The 19,612-nt window shown below is 68.7% G+C and carries 23 protein-coding genes; 10 read left to right on the top strand and 13 right to left on the bottom strand.

All coding sequences use genetic code 11. The annotated features are described in order from the left end of the window. Positions 1-21 precede the first annotated feature (21 nt). From NQ152_RS01095 to lnt, 7 genes are all read left to right on the top strand, one after another. Positions 22-987 carry an FKBP-type peptidyl-prolyl cis-trans isomerase gene (locus tag NQ152_RS01095; protein WP_257502548.1) on the top strand — a complete coding sequence of 322 codons (966 nt, stop codon included), beginning with the start codon at positions 22-24 and terminating at the stop codon, positions 985-987. 33 nt (positions 988-1,020) lie between these two features. Further along, positions 1,021-2,016 (top strand): YafY family protein, encoded by a 996-nt coding sequence (locus tag NQ152_RS01090; RefSeq protein WP_257522716.1) that lies wholly within the window; start codon positions 1,021-1,023, stop codon positions 2,014-2,016. Continuing rightward, a complete protein-coding gene (locus tag NQ152_RS01085; protein WP_257502550.1) occupies positions 2,013-2,975 on the top strand; it encodes a YafY family protein in 963 nt (320 codons plus the stop codon). The genes NQ152_RS01090 and NQ152_RS01085 overlap by 4 nt, the downstream gene beginning before the upstream one ends. Positions 2,976-3,055: 80 nt before the next feature. Further along, entirely contained in the window at positions 3,056-3,310 is a 255-nt protein-coding gene (gene tatA / locus NQ152_RS01080) for a twin-arginine translocase TatA/TatE family subunit (protein ID WP_257502551.1), read from the top strand. Positions 3,311-3,377: 67 nt separating this feature from the next. Next, positions 3,378-4,139, top strand: coding sequence for a twin-arginine translocase subunit TatC (gene tatC / locus NQ152_RS01075; protein ID WP_257522806.1), 762 nt, complete (start codon positions 3,378-3,380; stop codon positions 4,137-4,139). Further along, on the top strand, positions 4,136-6,661 hold the full coding sequence (locus tag NQ152_RS01070) for an RNA helicase (RefSeq protein WP_257522715.1): 2,526 nt from the start codon (positions 4,136-4,138) through the stop codon (positions 6,659-6,661). Before tatC ends, NQ152_RS01070 begins: the two co-directional genes overlap by 4 nt. Before the next feature lie 24 nt (positions 6,662-6,685). Further along, positions 6,686-8,275 carry an apolipoprotein N-acyltransferase gene (gene lnt / locus NQ152_RS01065; RefSeq protein WP_257522714.1) on the top strand — a complete coding sequence of 530 codons (1,590 nt, stop codon included), beginning with the start codon at positions 6,686-6,688 and terminating at the stop codon, positions 8,273-8,275. A 3-nt stretch (positions 8,276-8,278) separates the two neighbouring features. Here lnt and NQ152_RS01060 read toward each other — a convergent pair whose 3' ends face one another. The 4 genes from NQ152_RS01060 to NQ152_RS01045 form a co-directional block, all read right to left on the bottom strand. Continuing rightward, positions 8,279-8,656, bottom strand: coding sequence for an RNA polymerase-binding protein RbpA (locus NQ152_RS01060; protein WP_257502554.1), 378 nt, complete (start codon positions 8,654-8,656; stop codon positions 8,279-8,281). 107 nt (positions 8,657-8,763) lie between these two features. After that, positions 8,764-9,567 carry a glycerophosphodiester phosphodiesterase family protein gene (locus tag NQ152_RS01055; protein ID WP_257522713.1) on the bottom strand — a complete coding sequence of 268 codons (804 nt, stop codon included), beginning with the start codon at positions 9,565-9,567 and terminating at the stop codon, positions 8,764-8,766. Then, positions 9,564-10,520 carry an SPFH domain-containing protein gene (locus tag NQ152_RS01050; RefSeq protein ID WP_257502556.1) on the bottom strand — a complete coding sequence of 319 codons (957 nt, stop codon included), beginning with the start codon at positions 10,518-10,520 and terminating at the stop codon, positions 9,564-9,566. Before NQ152_RS01050 ends, NQ152_RS01055 begins: the two co-directional genes overlap by 4 nt. Next, positions 10,517-10,990, bottom strand: coding sequence for an NfeD family protein (locus NQ152_RS01045; RefSeq protein WP_257502557.1), 474 nt, complete (start codon positions 10,988-10,990; stop codon positions 10,517-10,519). The genes NQ152_RS01050 and NQ152_RS01045 overlap by 4 nt, the downstream gene beginning before the upstream one ends. A gap of 167 nt (positions 10,991-11,157) precedes the next feature. Between NQ152_RS01045 and NQ152_RS01040 the strand changes: the two genes are divergently transcribed. Then, positions 11,158-11,931: an SDR family oxidoreductase gene (locus NQ152_RS01040; RefSeq protein WP_257522712.1), complete on the top strand. Its 774-nt coding sequence runs from the start codon at positions 11,158-11,160 to the stop codon at positions 11,929-11,931. Between the two features lie 2 nt (positions 11,932-11,933). After that, positions 11,934-13,916 carry a S9 family peptidase gene (locus NQ152_RS01035; protein ID WP_257522711.1) on the top strand — a complete coding sequence of 661 codons (1,983 nt, stop codon included), beginning with the start codon at positions 11,934-11,936 and terminating at the stop codon, positions 13,914-13,916. A 55-nt stretch (positions 13,917-13,971) separates the two neighbouring features. On the opposite strand, the gene NQ152_RS01030 is transcribed toward NQ152_RS01035, so the two are convergent. From NQ152_RS01030 to NQ152_RS00995, 8 genes are all read right to left on the bottom strand, one after another. Then, positions 13,972-14,532 carry an HdeD family acid-resistance protein gene (locus NQ152_RS01030; RefSeq protein ID WP_257502560.1) on the bottom strand — a complete coding sequence of 187 codons (561 nt, stop codon included), beginning with the start codon at positions 14,530-14,532 and terminating at the stop codon, positions 13,972-13,974. A gap of 286 nt (positions 14,533-14,818) precedes the next feature. Beyond that, entirely contained in the window at positions 14,819-15,589 is a 771-nt protein-coding gene (locus tag NQ152_RS01025; RefSeq protein ID WP_257522710.1) for an alpha/beta fold hydrolase, read from the bottom strand. After that, positions 15,586-16,071: an SRPBCC domain-containing protein gene (locus tag NQ152_RS01020; protein ID WP_257522709.1), complete on the bottom strand. Its 486-nt coding sequence runs from the start codon at positions 16,069-16,071 to the stop codon at positions 15,586-15,588. Before NQ152_RS01020 ends, NQ152_RS01025 begins: the two co-directional genes overlap by 4 nt. Further along, a complete protein-coding gene (locus tag NQ152_RS01015) occupies positions 16,068-16,409 on the bottom strand; it encodes a helix-turn-helix transcriptional regulator (RefSeq protein WP_257522708.1) in 342 nt (113 codons plus the stop codon). Before NQ152_RS01015 ends, NQ152_RS01020 begins: the two co-directional genes overlap by 4 nt. A gap of 68 nt (positions 16,410-16,477) precedes the next feature. Next, positions 16,478-16,705 (bottom strand): RNA-binding S4 domain-containing protein, encoded by a 228-nt coding sequence (locus tag NQ152_RS01010; protein WP_257522707.1) that lies wholly within the window; start codon positions 16,703-16,705, stop codon positions 16,478-16,480. A gap of 116 nt (positions 16,706-16,821) precedes the next feature. After that, complete coding sequence (locus NQ152_RS01005) at positions 16,822-17,517, bottom strand: DUF1275 domain-containing protein (RefSeq protein WP_257522706.1); 696 nt, start codon at positions 17,515-17,517, stop codon at positions 16,822-16,824. A gap of 114 nt (positions 17,518-17,631) precedes the next feature. Further along, positions 17,632-17,769, bottom strand: a complete 138-nt coding sequence (locus NQ152_RS01000) for a hypothetical protein (RefSeq protein ID WP_257522705.1) — start codon at positions 17,767-17,769, stop codon at positions 17,632-17,634. An 89-nt stretch (positions 17,770-17,858) separates the two neighbouring features. Then, positions 17,859-18,116: a DUF6458 family protein gene (locus NQ152_RS00995; RefSeq protein WP_257502567.1), complete on the bottom strand. Its 258-nt coding sequence runs from the start codon at positions 18,114-18,116 to the stop codon at positions 17,859-17,861. Positions 18,117-18,247: 131 nt separating this feature from the next. On the opposite strand from NQ152_RS00995, the gene NQ152_RS00990 reads away from it, so the two are divergent. Continuing rightward, on the top strand, positions 18,248-18,808 hold the full coding sequence (locus NQ152_RS00990) for a dihydrofolate reductase family protein (protein ID WP_257522704.1): 561 nt from the start codon (positions 18,248-18,250) through the stop codon (positions 18,806-18,808). Here NQ152_RS00990 and NQ152_RS00985 read toward each other — a convergent pair. Beyond that, positions 18,797-19,561 carry an SGNH/GDSL hydrolase family protein gene (locus NQ152_RS00985; protein ID WP_257522703.1) on the bottom strand — a complete coding sequence of 255 codons (765 nt, stop codon included), beginning with the start codon at positions 19,559-19,561 and terminating at the stop codon, positions 18,797-18,799. The genes NQ152_RS00990 and NQ152_RS00985 overlap by 12 nt on opposite strands. Positions 19,562-19,612 lie beyond the last annotated feature (51 nt).

Raw genomic sequence — 19,612 nt, 5'->3', positions numbered from 1 at the left:
GTGCGCCCCTAGACTGTTCCGGTGCGCAAGATCTCCGCTTCCCTCGCGGTCCTCGGACTCCTCTCCGTCGGACTCGTCGGCTGTTCGCTGCTGCCGGGCGGGGACGCCTGCCCCCGGCCGACCGCCTCCGACTCGGCGGTGACCGACCTGATCACGGTGTCCGGTTCGACCGACGACGCGCCCGATGTCGACCTGTACCTTCCCTTCCACGCCTCGGCGGTGACGGTGCAGGACGAGGTCGTCGGAGAGGGCAATCGGATCACCACCGACTCCCAGCTGATCATGATCGACGTCAGCATCACCAGCGGAGCGACCGGCGAGCGGGTCGTCGAGACCGCGTACGACGGCGATCTGTCGCGTGTGTCCACGGTCTCGCAGTGGACCGAGGTCATCCCCGGCTTCGAGGATGCCCTGATCTGTGCGACCGAGGGCTCCCGGATCGTCGTCGCGCTCCCGCCGGGCAGCATTTCGGAGGCGACGGCCACCGGCCTGGAACTGGACCCCGAGGAGACCGCCGTCGCGGTGATCGACCTTCGCAAGGTGTATCTGGCCAAGGCGGACGGGGCGGACCAGTTCAACTTCAGCGCCGGGCTCCCGACGGTCGTGCGCGCTCCGGACGGCCGGCCTGGCGTGATCGTGCCGGACGCGGATCCGCCGGCCGACCTGGTCGTCCAGACGCTGAAGAAGGGGGACGGCGCCGTCGTCACCGGCGACGAGCCGGTGCGCGTGCACTACACCGGCCTGACCTGGGACGATCGCGCCGTCTTCGAGACGACCTGGGACGATTCGCCCCAATCGGTCACTCTCGACTCGATGATCCCCGGCTTCGCCGACGCCCTGCGCGGTCAGACCGTCGGCTCGCAGGTGCTCGTGGTCGTGCCGCCCGATCAGGGCTACGGCGATCGGGAGCAGGGAGCGATCCCGGCCGATTCCACCCTGATCTTCGTGGTGGACATTCTGGGGCTGGACCAGCCCGCCACACGCTGACGTCGCACCGGCCCGACGCTTAGGATAAGGCTCGTGCCCGCGAACGCTTCTACGAAGAATCCTCCTGAGGAGCGCCTCGTCAACCTCGTCGTCGCTCTTGTGGCGACCGAGCAGGGACTGACGAAGGACACCATCCTCACCTCCGTCTCCGGCTATCGGGAGCAGACCGAGGCCGGGGCGTCCAAAGACGCGCTCGAGAAGATGTTCGAGCGGGACAAGGAGGCCCTGCGCCGTCTCGGCGTTCCCATCGAGACGATCGGCGACTGGGCGGACCCCGACGATCTGCGCGAAGCCCGCTACCGCATCCCCACCGCCGAGTACGAGCTGCCCGAGGACATCGTGTTCACGCCGGCCGAGCTGGCACTGCTGAACCTCGCCGGCGGCGTGTGGAGCGAAAGCTCGATGTCGGCGGACGCGCGCAGCGGGCTGCGGAAGATCCGCGCGCTCGGAATCGCGGTGGACGAGCCGATCATCGGCTACTCGCCGCGCATCAGCCTCCGCGAGCCGTCGTTCGCGGTCCTGCAGCAGGCGATCGAGCAATCACGCGTGGTGACGTTCGGGTACCTCAAGCCGGGCGAGTCCGCACCGCGCACCCGGCGCGTGCAGCCGCTGGCACTGGTGGACTACGAGGCGCGCTGGCATGTGTTCGGAGTCGACCTGGACGTCGGCGCGGACCGCACCTTCCTGCTCCGGCGCATCGTCGAGGATGTCGTCATCACCCGCGACACGTTCGACCCGGCGCTGCGGGAGGGGGCGGGGGAGCGCGCCCTTGCCGGCTTGAACGAGGTGGCCGCGCGCAGTCGCGCCCTCCTCGAGGTGAATCCCGGCACGGAGGCGGCGCTCCGGCTCAGCCGCAGGTCGCTTCCGGCGGATCAGGGAATCCTCGTGCCGTTCGTCGACATCCACGTGTTCGCGGACGAACTGGCCTCCTACGGACCCGAGGTCAGGGTCGTGCAGCCGGCTGAGCTGCGCGACCAGGTCATCCGGCGGCTCGAAGCCACGCGCGCGATCCACGGAGGAGCAGCATGACCACCCGCAAGCCGCTGATCGCCACCGACCGGGCAGCGCTCATGCTGCAGCTGGTGCCGTACCTGATCGGCAAGGGCGAGGTCTCGATCGCCGAAGCGGCGGATGAGTTCGACGTGACCCCCGCTCAGATGCGGGCGATGGTGGAGACCCTGACCGTGATCGGGCTTCCCGGTGACGGCGGGTACTGGCAGATGGCGAACGACCTGTTCGACATCGACTGGGACCTCCTCGACGAGCGCGACATCATCGTCATCACCAACTCGGTCGGTCTGGAGCGCGCACCCAAGCTCACCGCCCGTGAGGCTGCGGCGCTGCTGACCGGTCTGCAGCTGGCGCGCGCCATTCCCGGCGTCGGGGACACCGAGCTGTTCGCTGGCCTGCTCGCCAAGCTGGCGCGCGGCGCGTCCAGCACTCCGGCCGACGTGATCCTTGCTCCTGCCCCCGTGGACGCGGTGCGCGATTCGGTCGCCGAGGCGTTGCAGCGCGGCGTGGCGGTCTCATTCACCTACAAGGCGCCGGATGCCGCGCCCACCCCGCGCACGGTCGACCCGGTGAAGGTGCTCATCGCCACGGGGGAGTGGTATCTGCAGGGATGGTGCCACCTGCGACAGGCGATGCGCACGTTCCATCTGGACCGCGTCAGCGAGCTGGAGCTGACCGACATCCCGATCGAGCACGCCGCCGACCCGGTCCCGGGCTGGTTCGAAACCGGCACCGGCGAGATCGTCGCGCGCATCCGCTTTCCTGAGTCCGTGGCGCCGCTGCTCGGCGAGTACCTCGATCGGGCGGCCCTCGAGACCGTGGCCGGTGTCACGACGGCCACCATGCACATCGCCGACGAGCACAGTCTGCGCCGGCTCGCAGCGCGTCGTGCCGGAGCGGTCGAGATCCTGGAGCCGGAGTCCGCGCGCCGCGCGGCCGCGGCGTGGGCCGAAGCGGGCCTCGTGCAGTACCGTTGAGATGCCTCGTACTATCCCGCGACCGCGGCTCCCTCGCGCACTGCGGGATAGAATGAAGCGACGAACCGGAAGGACTCGACATGTTGCAAGGTCTCACAGGATGGCACTTCCTGATTATCCTCGCCGTCATCCTCCTGCTGTTCGGTGCCGCGAAGCTGCCCGCACTGGCCAAGAGCATGGGCCAGTCGGCTCGGGTGTTCAAGGGCGAGATGAAGGCCATGAAGGACGACGACCCGGCCGTTGGCAAGACGGAGTCGCTCGCCAGCCCCGCAAGCGAAGGGTCGGTCACGCAGACCACCGCTGACGCGAGCAGGGCTGCTGATAACAAGCCCTGACCTGCGCGTGGCCACCGCAGGACCGTCGCGCATCGCCGACTCCGGCGAACCCCGGCGTGAGAAGCGCATGTCACTCGGACAGCACCTCGTCGAGCTCCGCAAACGCATCATCCTGGCGGCGCTCGCCCTGATCGTGGGCATGGTCGTCGCATTCTTCATCACGGATGCCGTGATCTATCTGATCACCGTTCCCATCCGCGAGATCGCTGAGACCGCGGGTGAAAGCGCGAAGGTGGAGCTGATGTTCAGCACCGTCACGTCCGCGTTCGATCTGCGTCTGCGCATCTCGTTCGCGATCGGGCTGCTCATCTCGGCGCCGGTGTGGCTGTGGCAGGTCTGGGCGTTCATCATGCCCGGGCTGACGCGCAAGGAGATCAGGTACACGATCGGCTTCGTCGCGGCCGCGGTCCCGCTGTTCTTCGCCGGATGCTACGTCGGTCTGCTGGTGATGCCGCACATCGTCGAGCTGATGGCCTCATTCGTGCCCGACGGCGGCGCCTCGTTCTTCGACGCGTCGTACTACTACGACTTCGTGTTCAAACTGCTCATCGTCGTCGGCGTCTCCTTCGTCCTGCCGGTGTTCCTGGTCGCACTCAACCTGGCCGGCGTGATGACCGGGCGCGCGATCCTGAAGGGCTGGCGCGTCGCGGTGCTGGTGGCCGTCGTCTTCGCCGCGATCGCCACTCCCGCCGCCGACGTGGTGAGCATGCTGCTGCTCGCAGGGATGCTGGTCGTGCTCTTCTTCGCCGCCGCAGCCGTCTCGATGCTGTTCGACCGGCGACGCACCAAGCGAGAGGCGAGCTTGCTGCCGCCCGAGGCCCTCGCGTGACGGAGCTGAGCCCCGCAGAGCGTTACGCACGCGCGGCCAAGGACCGGGACCACCCGATCACCGCGGAGTTCGCCGCCTCGCAGCGCTTCGAGCTGGACCCCTTTCAGATCGCCGGATGCCAGGCGCTGGAGGACGGCCGCAGCGTCCTGGTGGCGGCGCCGACCGGAGCAGGCAAGACGATCGTGGGGGAATTCGCGATCCACCTGGCGATGCGCGAGCCGGCCGTCGGCGGATTCGGGGACAAGGCGTTCTACACGACCCCGATCAAAGCGCTCTCCAATCAGAAGTTCCGCGAGCTGCAAGAGGTGTACGGCGCCGACGAGGTCGGACTGCTCACCGGCGACACCAACATCAACGGCAACGCCCGGATCGTGGTGATGACGACCGAAGTGCTGCGCAACATGCTGTACGCCGACTCCGGCGCGCTGCGGGGCCTGCGGTACGTCGTCATGGACGAGGTCCATTACCTCGCCGACCGGTTCCGCGGCGCCGTGTGGGAGGAGATCATCATCCACCTGCCCCCGGCCGTACGGCTCATCTCGCTCAGCGCGACGGTGTCCAACGCCGAGGAGTTCGGCGACTGGCTGGACACCGTGCGCGGGGACACCGAGGTGATCGTCTCCGAGATCCGGCCGGTGCCGCTGGAGCAGCACGTGCTGGTCCGTGGCGACCTGCTCCCGCTCTTCGACGACCGCGCCGGGATCGCCACCGCGCAGGTGAACCAGGAGCTGATGCGCATCCGCTCGTTCAAGGGCCCGACGTTCGAGAACAATCGCCGCGCGTCCTCGATGCGCAGCGGCTCGGCCCAGAACAGCGGTCGGTACGAAGGCGGCGGCCGTCACCAGGGGGGCCGGCGCCCGGCCAAAGGCGGTCAGCGGCCCGTGCGCGCGGCCAACGTGCAGCGCATGGAACGGATCGACCGCCCCGATGTGGTCAAGCTCCTGCAGCGGGCGAACCTGCTGCCCGCCATCTTCTTCATCTTCAGCCGGGTCGGTTGCGACGCGGCGGTCCAGCAGGTGCGCCGGTCCGGCCTGCGACTGACCAGTCCGGAGGAGCGCGGCCAGATCCGTGCGATCGTGGAGGAGCGCACCCGTGCTCTGCTGGATGAGGACCTTGCCATCCTGGGCTACTGGGAGTGGCTGGACAACCTGGAGCGCGGGATCGCCTCGCACCACGCCGGCCTGCTGCCGGCGTTCAAGGAGGTCGTCGAGGACCTGTTCCGTCGCAAGCTGGTCAAGGTGGTGTTCGCCACCGAGACCCTCGCGCTGGGCATCAACATGCCGGCCCGGACGGTCGTGCTGGAAAAGCTCGAGAAGTTCAACGGCGAAGCGCGCGTCGCGATCACATCGGGGGAGTACACACAGCTCACCGGCCGCGCGGGACGCCGCGGAATCGACGTGGAGGGCCACGCGGTCATCCAGTGGACCGAGGGCCTGGATCCCCAGCAGGTCGCTGCGCTGGCATCGCGACGCACGTACCCGCTCAACTCCAGCTTCCGCCCGACCTACAACATGGCCGTCAACCTGATCGACCAGTTCGGACGGGCACGGGCGCGCGAGATCCTGGAATCGTCTTTCGCGCAGTTCCAGGCGGACCGCGCGGTCGTCGGCCTCGCCCGCAAGGTGCGGGAGTCGGAGGAGACGCTGGCCGGCTACCAGAAGGCCATGACCTGCGATCGGGGCGACTTCACCGAGTACTCCGGCATCCGCAGGCAGCTGAGCGATCTGGAGGGGCTGAACCGCAAGGACGCCAACGCGTCACGCGCGGCGCGTGAAGCGCGTCAGCGCGAGATCGGGGACCTGCGCCGCCGCATGCAGCGCCACCCCTGTCATCAGTGCCCGGACCGGGAGCATCACGCGCGCTGGGCGGAGCGGTACTGGAAGCTCATGCGGTCGGTGGAGAAGATGCGGCAGCAGATCGACACCCGCACGGGCACGGTCGCGCGCATCTTCGACCGCGTGGTCGATGTGCTGACGGAGCTGGACTATGTGGAGGTGACCGGCGACGGCACGACGGTGCTGACTCCGGCGGGCAGCACCATGCGACGCATCTACGGCGAGCGCGACCTGCTGATCGCCGAATCGCTGCGCACCGGCATCTGGCGGGGCCTGGATGCCGCATCCCTGGCCACGCTGGCGTGCTGCCTGGTCTACGAGCCACGCCGAGACGAATCCGGCCCCGGCGAGCGGGGACTGCCGCGCGGCGCGTTCCGCACCGCGCTGGCCGCGACGCAGGAGCTCTGGCAGCGCTTGGAGGACCTGGAACAGGACCATCACCTCCCCGGCACGGAGACCGTCGCGACCGGGCTCGCCGAGGCGATGTACTCGTGGGCCCGCGGAATGCCGCTTGATCGGGTGCTGATCGAGGCGGACATGGCCGCGGGGGACTTCGTGCGGTGGGCGAAGCAGACCATCGACCTGCTGGACCAGCTCTCCCTGGTCGCCGACGCCCCGCTGGCCACGACTGCGCGCAAAGCACTGGATGCCGTGCGCCGTGGCATCGTCGCATACAGCTCCGTCTGAGCCGTGCCCGTTTAGGGTTGTCTCGTGCAACTCGCCGCTGCCCCGCGCCCGCTGCTGCCCCTCTGGGCGGCGATCGCGACGTCGGTCGCGGGCGGATTGCTCCTGACCCTCGCCTTCCCGGCTCTGGCCTGGTGGCCCATGGCCTTCCCCGCTGTGGCGCTGGCGCTGCTGGGCCTGATCGGGCGCAAAGTCTGGGCGTCGGCGCTGGTCGGCTTCGCCTTCGGCGCCGCGTTCTTCCTGGTCAACCTGCTCTTCACGATGCGCTACCTCGGCCCGGTGCCGTGGCTCGCCCTCGCAATGCTGGAGGCGGTGATCACCGCCGCCGGTGCCATCCCGATCACGCTGGCATACCGGTGGCTGCCCCGCGTGCTGCCCGGTTCGGCCGGACGTCTCATCGCGCTGCCGGTGCTGGTGGCAGGACTGTGGACCCTGCGCGAGCAGATCGTCGGGTCGTGGCCCTACGGCGGATTCCCCTGGGGCAGGATCGGGATCACGCAGGCCGGCAGCCCACTGGCGCACCTCGCCTCCTGGGTGGGCGTGTCGGGACTCAGCTTCGTGATGGTGCTGCTGTGCGCAGCCGCCATCGAATACGTGCGGGTGGGACGCTTCCGCAGCCCTGCGACGGTCCTTCCCACCGCGATCGTCGCCCTGCTGTTGATGCTGGTGCCGCAGTTCCCGACCGCGGCGGCAGGGACGCTGCGCGTGGGGGCGGTGCAGGGCAACGGACCCACCGGGTACTTCGACCAGCGCGCTCCCGGGGCTGTGCTTCGCGCGCAACTGCAGGCCACCGCTCCGCTCTTCGGAGAGGAGATGGACGTGCTGCTCTGGCCGGAGGGCGGGGTGGATTCCGATCCCACCACCAACCCGGAGACCGCAGACGTCCTGGATGCGCTTTCCGATCGCATCGACGCACCGCTGATCGTCGCGGCGGTGACCGCACGCGATGGCGAGTACTTCAACACGTCGATGCTGTGGCGGGCAGACGAAGGCGCCGTGCAGATCTACGACAAGCGGCATCCCGTGCCGTTCGGCGAGTACGTGCCGGACCGGGCGTTCTTCGAGCCGTTCGCACCCGACCTGATCGGACTCATCCAGCGCGAGTACACACCCGGCACCGCGGCACCGTTCTTCGACCTGTCCGGCGTGGGTGTGGGGCTCGCGATCTGCTTCGACGTGATCTATGACGACGTGATCTGGGACGGCGCGCAGGCAGGCGCGGAGGTCTACATGTTCCAGACCAACAACGCTGATTTCCGCGGCACCGACGAGAACCTCCAGCAGCTGGCGTTCGCGCGCATGCGCGCCATCGAGACCGGCAGATCCGTGGTGAACCTCTCCACCGTGGGCACCAGCCAGGTGATCGCCCCGGACGGGGCGACCATCGACGGGCTCGCGGCCGATGAGGCCGGCCACATGCTCACGAAGGTCCCCCTGCGGACCGGTCTGACCCCCGCCGTGGTCGCGGGGGAGGCTATCAAGACCGTGATCGGCTGGGGGAGCCTGCTCGCGCTGATCGTCGCCGGCGTCCTCACGCGCCGGCCCGCACTCCACCGCGGCAGAGCGGCCGGGGACGCGAAAACGCCGGCCCCCGCAGGGACCGGCGTTCCGGGTTGACGATCAGGCGCTGAGCTTGGTGGCGTCTTCGCCGGATCCGCGCCGGGCGCGGACGAAGGCGAGGCGCTCCTCGAGCAGCTCCTCAAGTTCAGGAATGCTGCGACGCTCCAGCAGCATGTCCCAGTGAGTGCGCGGGACCTTGTCCTCGCTGTGGTCGACGGTCGCGGTGCCCTCGCCGATGCGAAGCAGGGCCTCAGCGCCGCAGATGCGGCATTCCCAGGCCTCGGGGACCTCCGCGTCGACCGCGAAGGTCAGGGTGGTGTCACGTTTGCATGACGTGCACTGGTAAACGTGTTGTGCGCGTTCATGGAACACGACGCCCTCTTCGCTCTGTAAGCTCTGGGCGCCGAGTCGTATGCCGCGCAAGCTGCGGTCTGCCATTTTGTGGTCCTCTCGTCGCTGTATAGGTATAGCGCTGTGACCTGAGCGGATCATCCGAACCGCGCCCCTCCCAGCGTCATTCACAGACGATGCTCAGGGCAGGATGCTCAGGGGTGGGTGGGTGGGGGATTGTCGCCCTGGAGGACCTCCAGGGCGAGGTCTGCGCGGTCGGTGACGAGGCCGTCCACGCCCATCGAGACGAGCCTTCGCATGTCCCGGGGGTCGTTCACGGTCCACACGTGGACCTCGACGTGATGGCGGTGCGCCGCTGCGATCAGCCGCGGCGTGACGATGCCCCACGAGCGGTACCGCTCGGGCACCTGCAGCGCATCCACGTCCGCCAGAGCTCGCGCCACGAGCCCGGACGAGCGGGACGCCAGAGCGCTGAGCACGCGCCCGATCGTCGCGCTGCCGGCCGATGTGGCCGGTCGCGTGCCGGGTGCCGCCGACGTGGCCGCGGCCAGAGCGGTGCGCCGACGGACATCGGAGAAGCTGGCCAGAAGCACCCGGTCTGCGTACGGCGCCACGATCCGACCGACCTGTACCGCGGCATCCTTCGCCTTGACGTCGAGGTTGAAGCGCGTATCGGGAAAGGCGTCGAGCGCCTGCTCGAGCGTGATCATGCCCCCGCGGCCTTCCAGCAGCGAGTCGAGTTCAGCGCTGGTGACGTCGGCGATCCGGCGTCGGTCGCCGGCGACGCGGACCAGGTCGGCGTCGTGAAACAGCACGACCCTCCCGTCCGCGGTGAGATGACAGTCCGATTCGATGTACTCAGCTCCTGCTGCGTGCGCGGCCGCAATGGCCGCGAAAGAGTTCTCGACCACGCCGTCGGCCACGTCCGCCGCGGTCAGCAGACCGCGGTGGGCGAGCACCCGGGGTCGTGCGGCGCCCGCGAACCAGCCGTGCGTCACGACGAGGTGGGCCTGGCGGGTTCCTCTTCGGAGGTGGGCCGCTTGGCGGCGGCCTCGACGACGCTGCCGGCGAAGGCGGTGCTCATTCCCTTGAGCGCTTCGGTGAACTCGCTCGGGATGATCCAGAGCTTGCTGGACGCGCTGTCCGCGATCTTCGGAAGCGTCTGCAGGTACTGGTAGGCGAGCAGCTTGTCGTCCGGGTTGCCGAGGTGGATCGCGCTGAAGACGGTCTGGATCGCTTCGGCCTCGCCCTGCGCGCGCAGAACGGCCGCCTGCTTGTCGCCTTCGGCGCGCAGGATCTCCGCCTGCCGGGCACCTTCGGCGGTGAGGATGGCGGACTGCTTGGTGCCCTCGGCGGTCAGGATGAGAGCTCGCCGGTCACGTTCGGCGCGCATCTGCTTCTCCATCGAGTCCTGGATGCTCACCGGCGGGTCGATGGCCTTCAGCTCGACACGGCCGACGCGGATGCCCCACTTGCCGGTGGCTTCGTCCAGCACGATTCTCAGCTGACCGTTGATCTCGTCGCGGCTGGTGAGCGCCTCCTCCAGGTTGAGCCCACCGACCACGTTGCGCAGGGTGGTGGTGGTCAGCTGCTCGACAGCGCCCAGATAGTTGCGGATCTCGTAGGTCGCCGCGCGGGGGTCGGTCACCTGGAAGTAGATCACCGTGTCGATCGAGACGACCAGGTTGTCCTCGGTGATCACCGGCTGCGGCGGGAAGGACACCACCTGCTCGCGCATGTCGATGAGGGGACGGACGCGGTCGATGAACGGCACCAGGATGTTCAGGCCCGGCATCAGCGTCTTGTGATAGCGCCCGAGGCGCTCGACGACTCCGGCCGTGGCCTGCGGGATGATCCGGATCGAGCGGACGATGACGACCAGAACGAAGATGAATACCGCGATGGCCAGCAGCCAGCCGATGGCCGTCGGGATGAAGCTCTCGGGGGTCATGCGGTCGGTTCCTCTTCCTGGGGGCGGACGTACGCGGTGGCGCCGTCGATTCGGCTGACACGGATGACCGTGCCCGGCTCCAGCTCGGCTCCGCGGTCGGGGCGGGCGGTCCACGTGTCGCCGTTCGCGAGTTTCACCTGACCGCCGTGCGGTGTCACCGTCGAGAGCACCTGTCCGGACAGTCCCACCAGCGCGGCCACGTTGGTCGGTGTGGGATCCTCACCGCGGCGCAGGCGGCGCAGGAGCGGCGGCCGCAGAAGCAGCACCAGCACCGCCGCGACGACAGCGGCGATGATCACCTGCAGCCAGACTGGTGCGCCGATGAGGTCCGAACCCAGCCCCGCGATGCCGCCGATGCTGAGCATCAGGAACGTGAAGTCGAGGGTCAGCATCTCGATCACGAGGAACACCAGGATCAGGACGAGCCACCCGATCCAGGCGAATTGTTCGATGGTCTGGATGAACTCCACGGCATGCCTCCCTGTCGCTCGAACCTATCATGCGGGCCTCCACTCCAGGCCGAACCGCGCCCGCCCGGCGGCGCCCCGATTGGTAGGGTCGAGGGGCGCCCGCGCACCGCGCGCGGAGGCCGCGGCATCCGCCCGATCAGCGCTTTCGCACCCTCCTGGAGTCTCCCGTGACCGACCCCCTCATCCCTCTCGCCCCCGGCTCACTGAGCGGGAAGACAGCACTCGTGACCGGCTCGTCGCGGGGAATCGGGGCCGACACGGCCCGCTATTTCGCGCAGGCCGGCGCGGATGTCGTCATCAACTACCGCAACAAGGCGCCCCGGGCGGAGAAGCTCGCTGCGCAGCTGCGCGAGTCGGGCGTCGAGGTTCTGGTGGTGGGCGCCGATCTCACGGATGCCGAGTCGGTGCAGGCGATGTTCTCCGAGGTGGAGCAGGCCTTCGGCTCCCTGGACATCCTCGTGCTGAATGCCTCCGGAGGCATGGAGTCCGGGATGGGGGAGGAGTACGCGCTCCGACTCAACCGGGACGCGCAGCTGCAGGTTCTGGACGCCGCGCTTCCGCTGCTCTCGGACGGGTCGCGGGTCGTGTTCGTCACGAGCCACCAGGCGCACTTCATCCGGACCACGCCCACCATGCCGGAGTACGTCCCGGTCGCCCTGTCCAAACGGGCGGGGGAAGACGCGCTGCGTGAGCGCATCCCCGAGCTGGACGCCCGCGGGATCGGATTCGTCGTCGTCTCCGGCGACATGATCGAAGGAACCATCACCGCCACGCTGCTCGAAAGGGCCAACCCCGGCGCGATCGCCTCGCGCCGGGAATCGGCCGGCAAGCTCTACAACGTCGGCGAGTTCGCGGCCGAGGTGGCCCATGCCGCGGTCGATCCGATCCCGCCGGCCAACACGCGCCTGGTCGGGGACACCACGTCGTTCGAGGGGGAGTGAGCATGGGACCCGCAGACATCGAGAAGCTCATCTCGGTCGGCCGGCCTGACCTCGCCCCGGATGGATCGTTCGCCGTCTTCGCGACATCGCGGCCCGATCTGACCGCCAACCGTGCCGTCGGCCAGCTGTGGCGCGTGGATCTGCCGGACGGCCAGGCACGCCGTCTCACGCGCGGCACCGCGGACCGGTCACCACAGCTGTCCCCCGATGGGGCGCGGATCGCGTTCCTGCGCGGAGATGACCGAGGCAAGGCACAGCTCCACGTGGTGGACGCCCGCGGCGGTGAGCCGGTGCAGGTGACGGCTGCCCCGCTCGGGGTGGACGCATTCGACTGGTCCGGCGACGGCGCCACCCTCGCCTTCTCCGCGCGCGTTCCCGAGCACGGTCGGTACGGGAGCGTCGACGGCCTGGAGTCATCGGCCGAGGCCCCGCGTCGCATCACCGGGGTGCGCTGGCACTCCAACGGCCTGGGGTACCTCGCCGACCGGCCCGCACAGCTGTTCGTCGTACCGGTCCCGGCCGTGGACGCGGAGCCCTTCTACGAACCCGCACCCGCCGCGCTGCCGGACGGCGCAGACAAGCCGGAGAAGAAGGTCATCCCCGCCGAGCCCGTTCAGCTCACGCACGGGGCGGCATCCCGGACCGGCGCAGTGTTCCGCGACGACGAGGTGCTGACGGTTCTGGACGAGATCGAATCGGACCACCGGGATCTTCGCTCGCGTCTGATCGCCGTGCGCGCCGACGGCTCGGGGGAGCGCGAGCTCATCGACCGGACCGCCGCGCTCTCGATCTCCGAGGTGGCCGTCGCCGAGGACGGGATGATCGCCGTGCTGGCCGCGGACGTGGGGGAGTCCGGAACGGACTTCGTCGCAGCCGCCACGTCGCTGTGGCTGCTCGAGCCGGACGGCCCACGTCGGCTGACGGATCCCGAGACGATCGACCTGGGTGAGGTGGGCAGCGTCATCAGCCCGGTGGGCGAGGACTTCCTCGTGCAGGACCGCACCCGCGGGCGCGTCCGTCTGCTGCGGGTGACCCGCGACGGCGTGACCACAGAAGTGCTCGGCGGCGACGTCGAGGTCCTCGGATCCGCGGCCGCGGGGGAGCGGGTCGTGGCCGCCGTCGCGACCCCGGAGGCACTGGGGGAACTGCTGCTGGTGGAGGGCGGACGCACCCGCGCGCTGACGTCCTTCGGCAACGCGGTGCCGGTCGTCACACCGCGCGAACTGACCATCACGGGCAGGGACGGCTATCCGATCCACGGCTGGGTCGCCCAGCCTGCGGGAGAAGGACCCTTCCCGGTTCTTCTGCAGATCCACGGGGGACCGTACGCCGCATACGGCATCCACCTCTTCGATGAGACGCAGGTGCTGGTGGATGCCGGTTACGCGGTCGTGTACTGCAACCCGCGGGGCTCAGCGGGCTATGGGAGCGAGCACGGCCGCAGCATCCGCGGGGCGATGGGCACCCTCGACTTCGCGGACGTCATCGACTTCCTGGACGGAGCCACAGCGCAGGACGCGCGGCTGGACCGCGAACGCGTCGGAATCATGGGCGGCTCGTACGGCGGCTACCTCACCGCCTGGGTGATCGCCCACGATCACCGCTTCGCGGGGGCCATCGTGGAGCGGGGTTTCCTGGACCCCGTCTCGTTCCAGGGGACCAGCGACATCGGCTCCTTCTTCGGAGACGAATACGTCGGGACCGAGGCGGACGCGATCGCCCGGCAGAGTCCGATGGCGGTGGTGGGCGAGGTGAGGACACCCACTCTCGTCCTGCACTCCGAACTGGACTTCCGCTGCCCGCTGGAACAGGCGACCAGGTACTACTCGGCGCTGAAACGACAGGGGACCGAGGCCGAGCTGCTGGTCTTCCCCGGGGAGGATCACGAGCTCACGCGCGCCGGCCAGCCGCGCCACCGCGTCGAGCGCTTCGAGGCGGTGCTGGACTGGTGGCGGCGGAAGTTGCCGGTCACCGATCGTCCCTGACGACTGAGACGACAGAGCGCCCCGGGATCCCGGGGCGCTCTGTCGTGATGCCGGACTAGATGTCCTTGCTGGCGAAGGTGAAGGCGCGGATGATCTGGATGACGCCGAGCACGATCAGGGAGATGCCCAGCAGCCACCACAGCACCAGGGCGCCCCAGATCGGGGAGAAGAACAGCACGATGCCGGCGATGATGCTGATGATCGCGAAGAAGACCGTCCAGCCCTTGGATGCGGCCATATCCAGCGTGGACAGCGCGACGATGCCCTCGACGATCCACATGATGCCGACGAGGAAGCCCAGGAACAGCGCGAGCCATGCCGTCGCTCCTCCCAGGTTCAGGAACGCGACGATACCGGCGATGACGAACAGCACGCCCAGGGCGATGTGGCCGACTCGCGACCAGCCGCCTCGGGTCTTCGAGAAGATCCCGAGGCCGGCGTATACCAGGCCGGCAGCGATCGCATAGATCGCGATGATCGCGGTGACGACCATCGCGGTCTTGTCCGGCCAGGCCAGGATGAGGATTCCGACGATCAGGGACAGGACGCCGCTGATGCCGAGGGCGGTGCGGATGCCGTTGACGAGGGATCTTTCCGGCGCGAATTCTGTGGACATGAGGCATCCCTTTCTGGGAGATTCCTGTGAGGTGCGGCTCAGCTTAGACCCGGCGGGTGAACTCGCGGCGTCCACGAACGCGGCGTGTCCGTATCGCAGCCCTCAGATCCCGAGGGCCGATCCAGCGCGAATTCGGGCCGAGAGGATGGGCTCGACCGTCACGTCCGCACCGGAACGAGACTGAACGGCCAATTGCCGATAATGCACATTATGTCAGCTCAAAGGAATGCAGCGGTGTTCCCCTATCCGATCTCACACCGCGACGTGCCCCGCCGGCACGGTCCGGTCACCGCGCGAGGAATTCGGTGACGACGGGGCCGAGTGCGTCAGCGTCGATGTCGTGGCTGTGACCGGCGAGCTCCCGATATGAACCGTGCGCAAGTCGGCGGCTGAGGTTCTCGGCGGCGTCGGTGAGGACAGACGGACTGTCTGATCCCGCCACCACCAGTGTGGGGATGCCGACTCTCCCGGGCAGGTCCGGGTCGGAGGCGAGAAGAAGAACCTCGTATTCCAGGGTCGGTGCGACCCGGACCAGCTCGGGCCAGAAGGGCGCGTGGCGGATCTGCGCGACCACCTCCGGCGGTATGCCGACGATGCGGATCTGGAAGAGTTCCACCGCGGCATCCGGCCGCCCCTCAGCGATGAGCGCCCGGATCTCCCCCGCGCTCCGGGTGAAGAAATCGCGGCTCCTGCCCGTCAGGGGGAAGGGCGGCTCGTACAGCGCAAGGCCGGTGATGGGAAGGCCGTGCTCGGCGGCGGCGAGAGCGAGGATCGCTCCGGACGAGTACCCGAACACGGCCGATTCTCCGCCCGCTGCAGCGATCAGCGCGGCGAGATCCTCGATCTCACGCTGGATCTCGTACGGCGCGGTGTCCCCGCTCTGTCCGCGTCCGCGTCGGTCGTAGTTGAAGACCGTGAACCGCTGCGCGAGGTGCACGGCCAGCGACGCGCCGGCGGACCTGGTGTTGAAGGCGCCCAGGACGAGCACCAGCGGCGAACCGGATCCGGACTGGTCGAACCGGATCGATGTACCGTCTGCCGACTGCACGGCACTCATCTGTCCTCCTCAGCTGGTGATGCGAGGGCGCGCGCATAGGCGTTGAAACGGTCCAGCGAACTGAGGAAACCCACCCGCGCATCCTCCGTCATCGCATGTGGCGGGACGAGCGTCTGACGGATGTGGACGTTCGTGCGTCCGTCACCCGTGTCGATGAACAGCGCGGTCGTGACCATGCCCGAATCGATGTCGGCCCACACCAGCCGTTCCGGTTCGGCCACCTCGCGGAAGACCGCGCGCATGCAGTACGAGCTGCCGTCGGCGTCGTTGACCATCGTGGTCTCGAAGGCACCGCCCGGTCGGGCGTCGACGACGATGCCCTCCATCGGCGCGCTCGACCCTCTCGGTCCCCAGAAATGCGTGAGGTGCTGCGGATCGATCATGCACCGGAACACCAATTCCCTGGGAGCATCGAAGGTGCGGGAGATGGTCACGTCGCCAGCGGATGCCGGACGCCGCGACTCAGCCGGAAGGCTGCTCATCGCGCGGCCTCTCCCCCGGCTTGCAGATCGCGAAGGTGCTCGTCGAGCTGATCGAACCGGTCCGACCACACCCGGCGACTCTCTTGGATCCAGCTCTCTGCCTCCGCGAGGGCGGAAACGTTCAGGCGACAAGGACGGAACTGAGCGCGTCGTGACCGGGTCACCAGCCCGCACCGCTCCAGCACCTTGATGTGCTTGGAGACCGCCGGAAGAGACATCGCGAACGGCTCAGCCAGTTCGTTCACCGTCGCATCTCCTTCGGTCAGGCGGCCGATGATCGCGCGCCGGGTGGGGTCGGCGAGGGCCAGGAACGTTGCATCCAGGTGAGCGACGGACATACCGGTACTATACCCGCAGGTTAATTAACCCGCAAGTAAAGTGGCGCGCATTCTCCCCCGCACGGCGATCACGGGCAGACCCGGACCTGACGCCCTTCGAACCCGACGATGTCGCCGAGCTTCAGCTGGCGCCCGCGGCGTCGATCGACCTCGCCGTTCACGCTCACGTAGCCGTCGATGATGGCCTCTTTCACGTCTCCACCGGAGTCGAGAATCCCCGCGAACTTCAGGAACTGCCCGAGGCGGATGACGTCGCCGCCGATCGGGACGTCTTCGATCGGTGCCGGTTTCGTCATCCCCGAATGGTAACCGACCTGGGGTCGGCGCGGATGCCGCTCCCCCGGCCGGCTCACTCGTTCAGGTGGTCGGGCGCGTGCTCCATCATCGGCGCACAGCGTCAGCGCGGTCCTACCTACGGTCTCGATGTGGACAGAAGCAGAATCGCCGCGGCGACGGCGGGCAACCATGCCACCACCGGGCACAGCTCGGCGGCCAGCAGCAACGCGGCGGTGGCGGATACCGCGCCGACCGGCAGCGCCACGACGGACAGCACGCGCAGTCCCTGCCCGTGCGCGCTGCGGACCGCGAGATCGTGCATCGTGGTGGTGAGCGTGCCGGTCACGTAGGTCGTGGTGACCCCCTCGATGTCGGAGAGCTTCTTGGCAGCCACCGTCTGCAGCGCCAGCGCCGCGGCGGACAGGCTGATCACGATGCAGCGCTCCACCATGCCGACGTCACCGCGCAGCGCCGCCCAGATCGCGACGACGAGGGTCTGCAGCACCAGCGAGGGCAGCACGAGACGCCGCAGCGTGTGCCGTTGCGTTACCGGCAGTGCGCCCGTCGGGACAGTGAGCCGAAAAGCCGCGTACAGCACGCCCACGAAAGAGACGATCGCGATGAGTGCCGTCACGAGGGTCTGCGCGAACTCGGGACGGCTGAACATGCCGATCAGCACCAGATTGCCGGTCATGTTCGCCGTGAAGATCCCGCCGAGAGCGAGGAACGCGAACGCGTCGGCAGCTCCGGCCGAGAAGGACAGCAGCACCAGCACCGCATGAACGCGCCGCACCCGCCGCGCATCCACCGAGACGACGCGCTCCGTGGCCATATCCGTCGCTTCTCTCCTGATCCGCGGGTGGAGCGGTGCCGATCGATGGGGTGGCGCCAAAGTAGCAGGTCAGCCCTTGCCTCGCCACAGCGCCGCAGAGCCGAGCGGCGCCGATCACTGCCCGGGCGTCGTGTCCTCCAGCCAGGCGATCGTACGGGTCAGCGCCTCCTGCGCTTCCGGCAGGTCCAGATGGAACTGGTACTCGTGGCCGAGCTGCGGCTCGTGCGGACCCGGCCAGAACAGCTCGGTCACCGGAACGCCACCGGATACGGCGAGAGCCCGGGGCGGAGGCGAAACGGCGCTCCGGCCCGGGCCCCCCGCGGCTCTCAGGTGCTGCGGACTCAGATCGTATCGTCGGTGGAGCTGGTGGACTGACGGGTGACGCGCTCGTTCGCGGCCGGGTCGACCGCTGTGCGGGTCACCGTCTCGCTCGAGCGCTTGCGCATGAGCAGGATGATGCCGACGATGAAAACCAGCACCCCCGCGCCCATGAGGATGTACCCGATCAGATCGAGGTTGATCCATTCGAGTTCGACGTTCACGGCGAACGCGAGGATCGCTCCGATGACGAAGAGGACGACTCCTGCTCCGATGCTCATGGCACTTCCTTTCCGATGGACGCGGCGCGTCCCAGCGATAACACACTGGCCGAGGCGGTTCTCCGGCGGCAAGGGGTTGACACGGGTTACCCGGCCTGTCGGCTGTCCGCCGTCCCGGTTATCGTGGCGCCATGCCACGCGTCGTCTACAACACCGCAACCACCCTCAACGGCTTCTTGGCGGACGATCAGGACTCGTTGTCCTGGCTGTTCGCGGTGTCCGGGGCGGCCGAGGCCGAGTCGGACTTCGCGGGATTCCTCGCCGGCGTCGGCGCGCTGGTGATGGGCTCGACGACGTACGAATGGATCCTGCGCCACGACGATCTGACCGAAAACCCGGAGAAGTGGGGATACCGTGACGTCGCCGCGTTCGTGCTCTCCACCCGGTCGCTGCCAGAGATACCCGGCGCCGACATCCGCTTCCGGGCGGGTGATGTCGGCGCGCTCTGGGATGAACTGTGCGCCGCCGCGGGCGAGCGGGATGTCTGGCTGGTCGGGGGCGGCGACCTGGTCGGTCAGTTCGCCGACGCCGGTCACCTCGACCAGATCCGGGTCTCGGTCGCACCCGTCACACTGACCTCCGGCAAGCCCTTGCTTCCCCGCCGCCTGGAGTCCGATCGGCTGACACTCGAATCCGCGCGCGCGTCCGGCCAGTTCGCGGAGCTCGTCTACTCGGTGCGCTCAGGAGCCTGACGGCTCGATCACGACGAAGTCCGGGTACTTCGCCACCCGGCCGTCGCCCGAGGAGGTGCCGGTGAGCCTGCGCTGCACCCACGGTCCGAGGTGCTCTCGATAGTAGGAGGAGCCGCGCATGCGCGCGCCCGGCGGCAGCGGGGGCAGCGACCACCACTCCGGTGGCGGCTCCATCCCCAGGGCGGTCAGCACGCGCGCGGCGACCCGGTGATGACCGCGGGAATTCATGTGCAGCCGATCCTCGGACCAGTAGGCGGGCGTGGACAGCTCGCGATCCGGCCAGTTGAAGGCGCGGACGATATCCGTGCGATCGACGATGCGGGCACTGACCGCCTGGGCGAGGAGATCTCCGCGCCGCTGGATGAGCCTGCTCAGCGGCAGTTGCGCCGACGGATTCGCGCCGGACAGCAGCAGCAGCTGCACCCCCTCCTCGTCGCAGCGCTCGATCACCCGGCTGAACGCGTCCACGACGTGTGCGATGGAGGTGCGCGGCCGGATCATGTCGTTCCCGCCGCCGTTGAAGGACAGATGCGTCGGTCGCAGGGCGAGGGCCGGTTCCAGCTGTTCCGCGACGATCGGCCAGGCGAGCTTGCCGCGGATCGCCAGGTTGGCGTACTCGATCGGTGCCGCTGTGGCATCGGCCCAGCCCGCGGCGACCAGATCCGCCCAGCCTCGGACGTGACCGTCCGGGAGTTCGTCGCCGACTCCCTCGGTGAAGGAATCGCCGATGGCGACGTAGCGAACGGATGTCACTCCCCCAGCCTAGGTGCGCACGCAGTCCGATCCCGGCGGCCGCCGGCCGAG

The organism is Microbacterium sp. zg.B48, from assembly GCF_024623505.1.
GTDB lineage: Bacteria > Actinomycetota > Actinomycetes > Actinomycetales > Microbacteriaceae > Microbacterium.
Note: the sequence above shows the minus strand (reverse complement) of the source record. Positions and strands in the feature narration are given on the sequence as shown.

What these genes read in the sequence shown, in the direction of transcription:
- NQ152_RS01085 (WP_257502550.1), top strand. Translation starts at nt 2,013, where the DNA reads ATGACCACCCGCAAGCCGCTGATCGCCACCGACCGGGCAGCGCTCATG.
- tatA (WP_257502551.1), top strand. Translation starts at nt 3,056, where the DNA reads ATGTTGCAAGGTCTCACAGGATGGCACTTCCTGATTATCCTCGCCGTC.
- tatC (WP_257522806.1), top strand. Translation starts at nt 3,378, where the DNA reads ATGTCACTCGGACAGCACCTCGTCGAGCTCCGCAAACGCATCATCCTG.
- NQ152_RS01060 (WP_257502554.1), bottom strand. Translation starts at nt 8,656, where the DNA reads ATGGCAGACCGCAGCTTGCGCGGCATACGACTCGGCGCCCAGAGCTTA.
- NQ152_RS01050 (WP_257502556.1), bottom strand. Translation starts at nt 10,520, where the DNA reads ATGACCCCCGAGAGCTTCATCCCGACGGCCATCGGCTGGCTGCTGGCC.
- NQ152_RS01035 (WP_257522711.1), top strand. Translation starts at nt 11,934, where the DNA reads ATGGGACCCGCAGACATCGAGAAGCTCATCTCGGTCGGCCGGCCTGAC.
- NQ152_RS01030 (WP_257502560.1), bottom strand. Translation starts at nt 14,532, where the DNA reads ATGTCCACAGAATTCGCGCCGGAAAGATCCCTCGTCAACGGCATCCGC.
- NQ152_RS01025 (WP_257522710.1), bottom strand. Translation starts at nt 15,589, where the DNA reads ATGAGTGCCGTGCAGTCGGCAGACGGTACATCGATCCGGTTCGACCAG.
- NQ152_RS01020 (WP_257522709.1), bottom strand. Translation starts at nt 16,071, where the DNA reads ATGAGCAGCCTTCCGGCTGAGTCGCGGCGTCCGGCATCCGCTGGCGAC.
- NQ152_RS01015 (WP_257522708.1), bottom strand. Translation starts at nt 16,409, where the DNA reads ATGTCCGTCGCTCACCTGGATGCAACGTTCCTGGCCCTCGCCGACCCC.
- NQ152_RS01010 (WP_257522707.1), bottom strand. Translation starts at nt 16,705, where the DNA reads ATGACGAAACCGGCACCGATCGAAGACGTCCCGATCGGCGGCGACGTC.
- NQ152_RS01005 (WP_257522706.1), bottom strand. Translation starts at nt 17,517, where the DNA reads ATGGCCACGGAGCGCGTCGTCTCGGTGGATGCGCGGCGGGTGCGGCGC.
- NQ152_RS00995 (WP_257502567.1), bottom strand. Translation starts at nt 18,116, where the DNA reads ATGAGCATCGGAGCAGGAGTCGTCCTCTTCGTCATCGGAGCGATCCTC.
- NQ152_RS00990 (WP_257522704.1), top strand. Translation starts at nt 18,248, where the DNA reads ATGCCACGCGTCGTCTACAACACCGCAACCACCCTCAACGGCTTCTTG.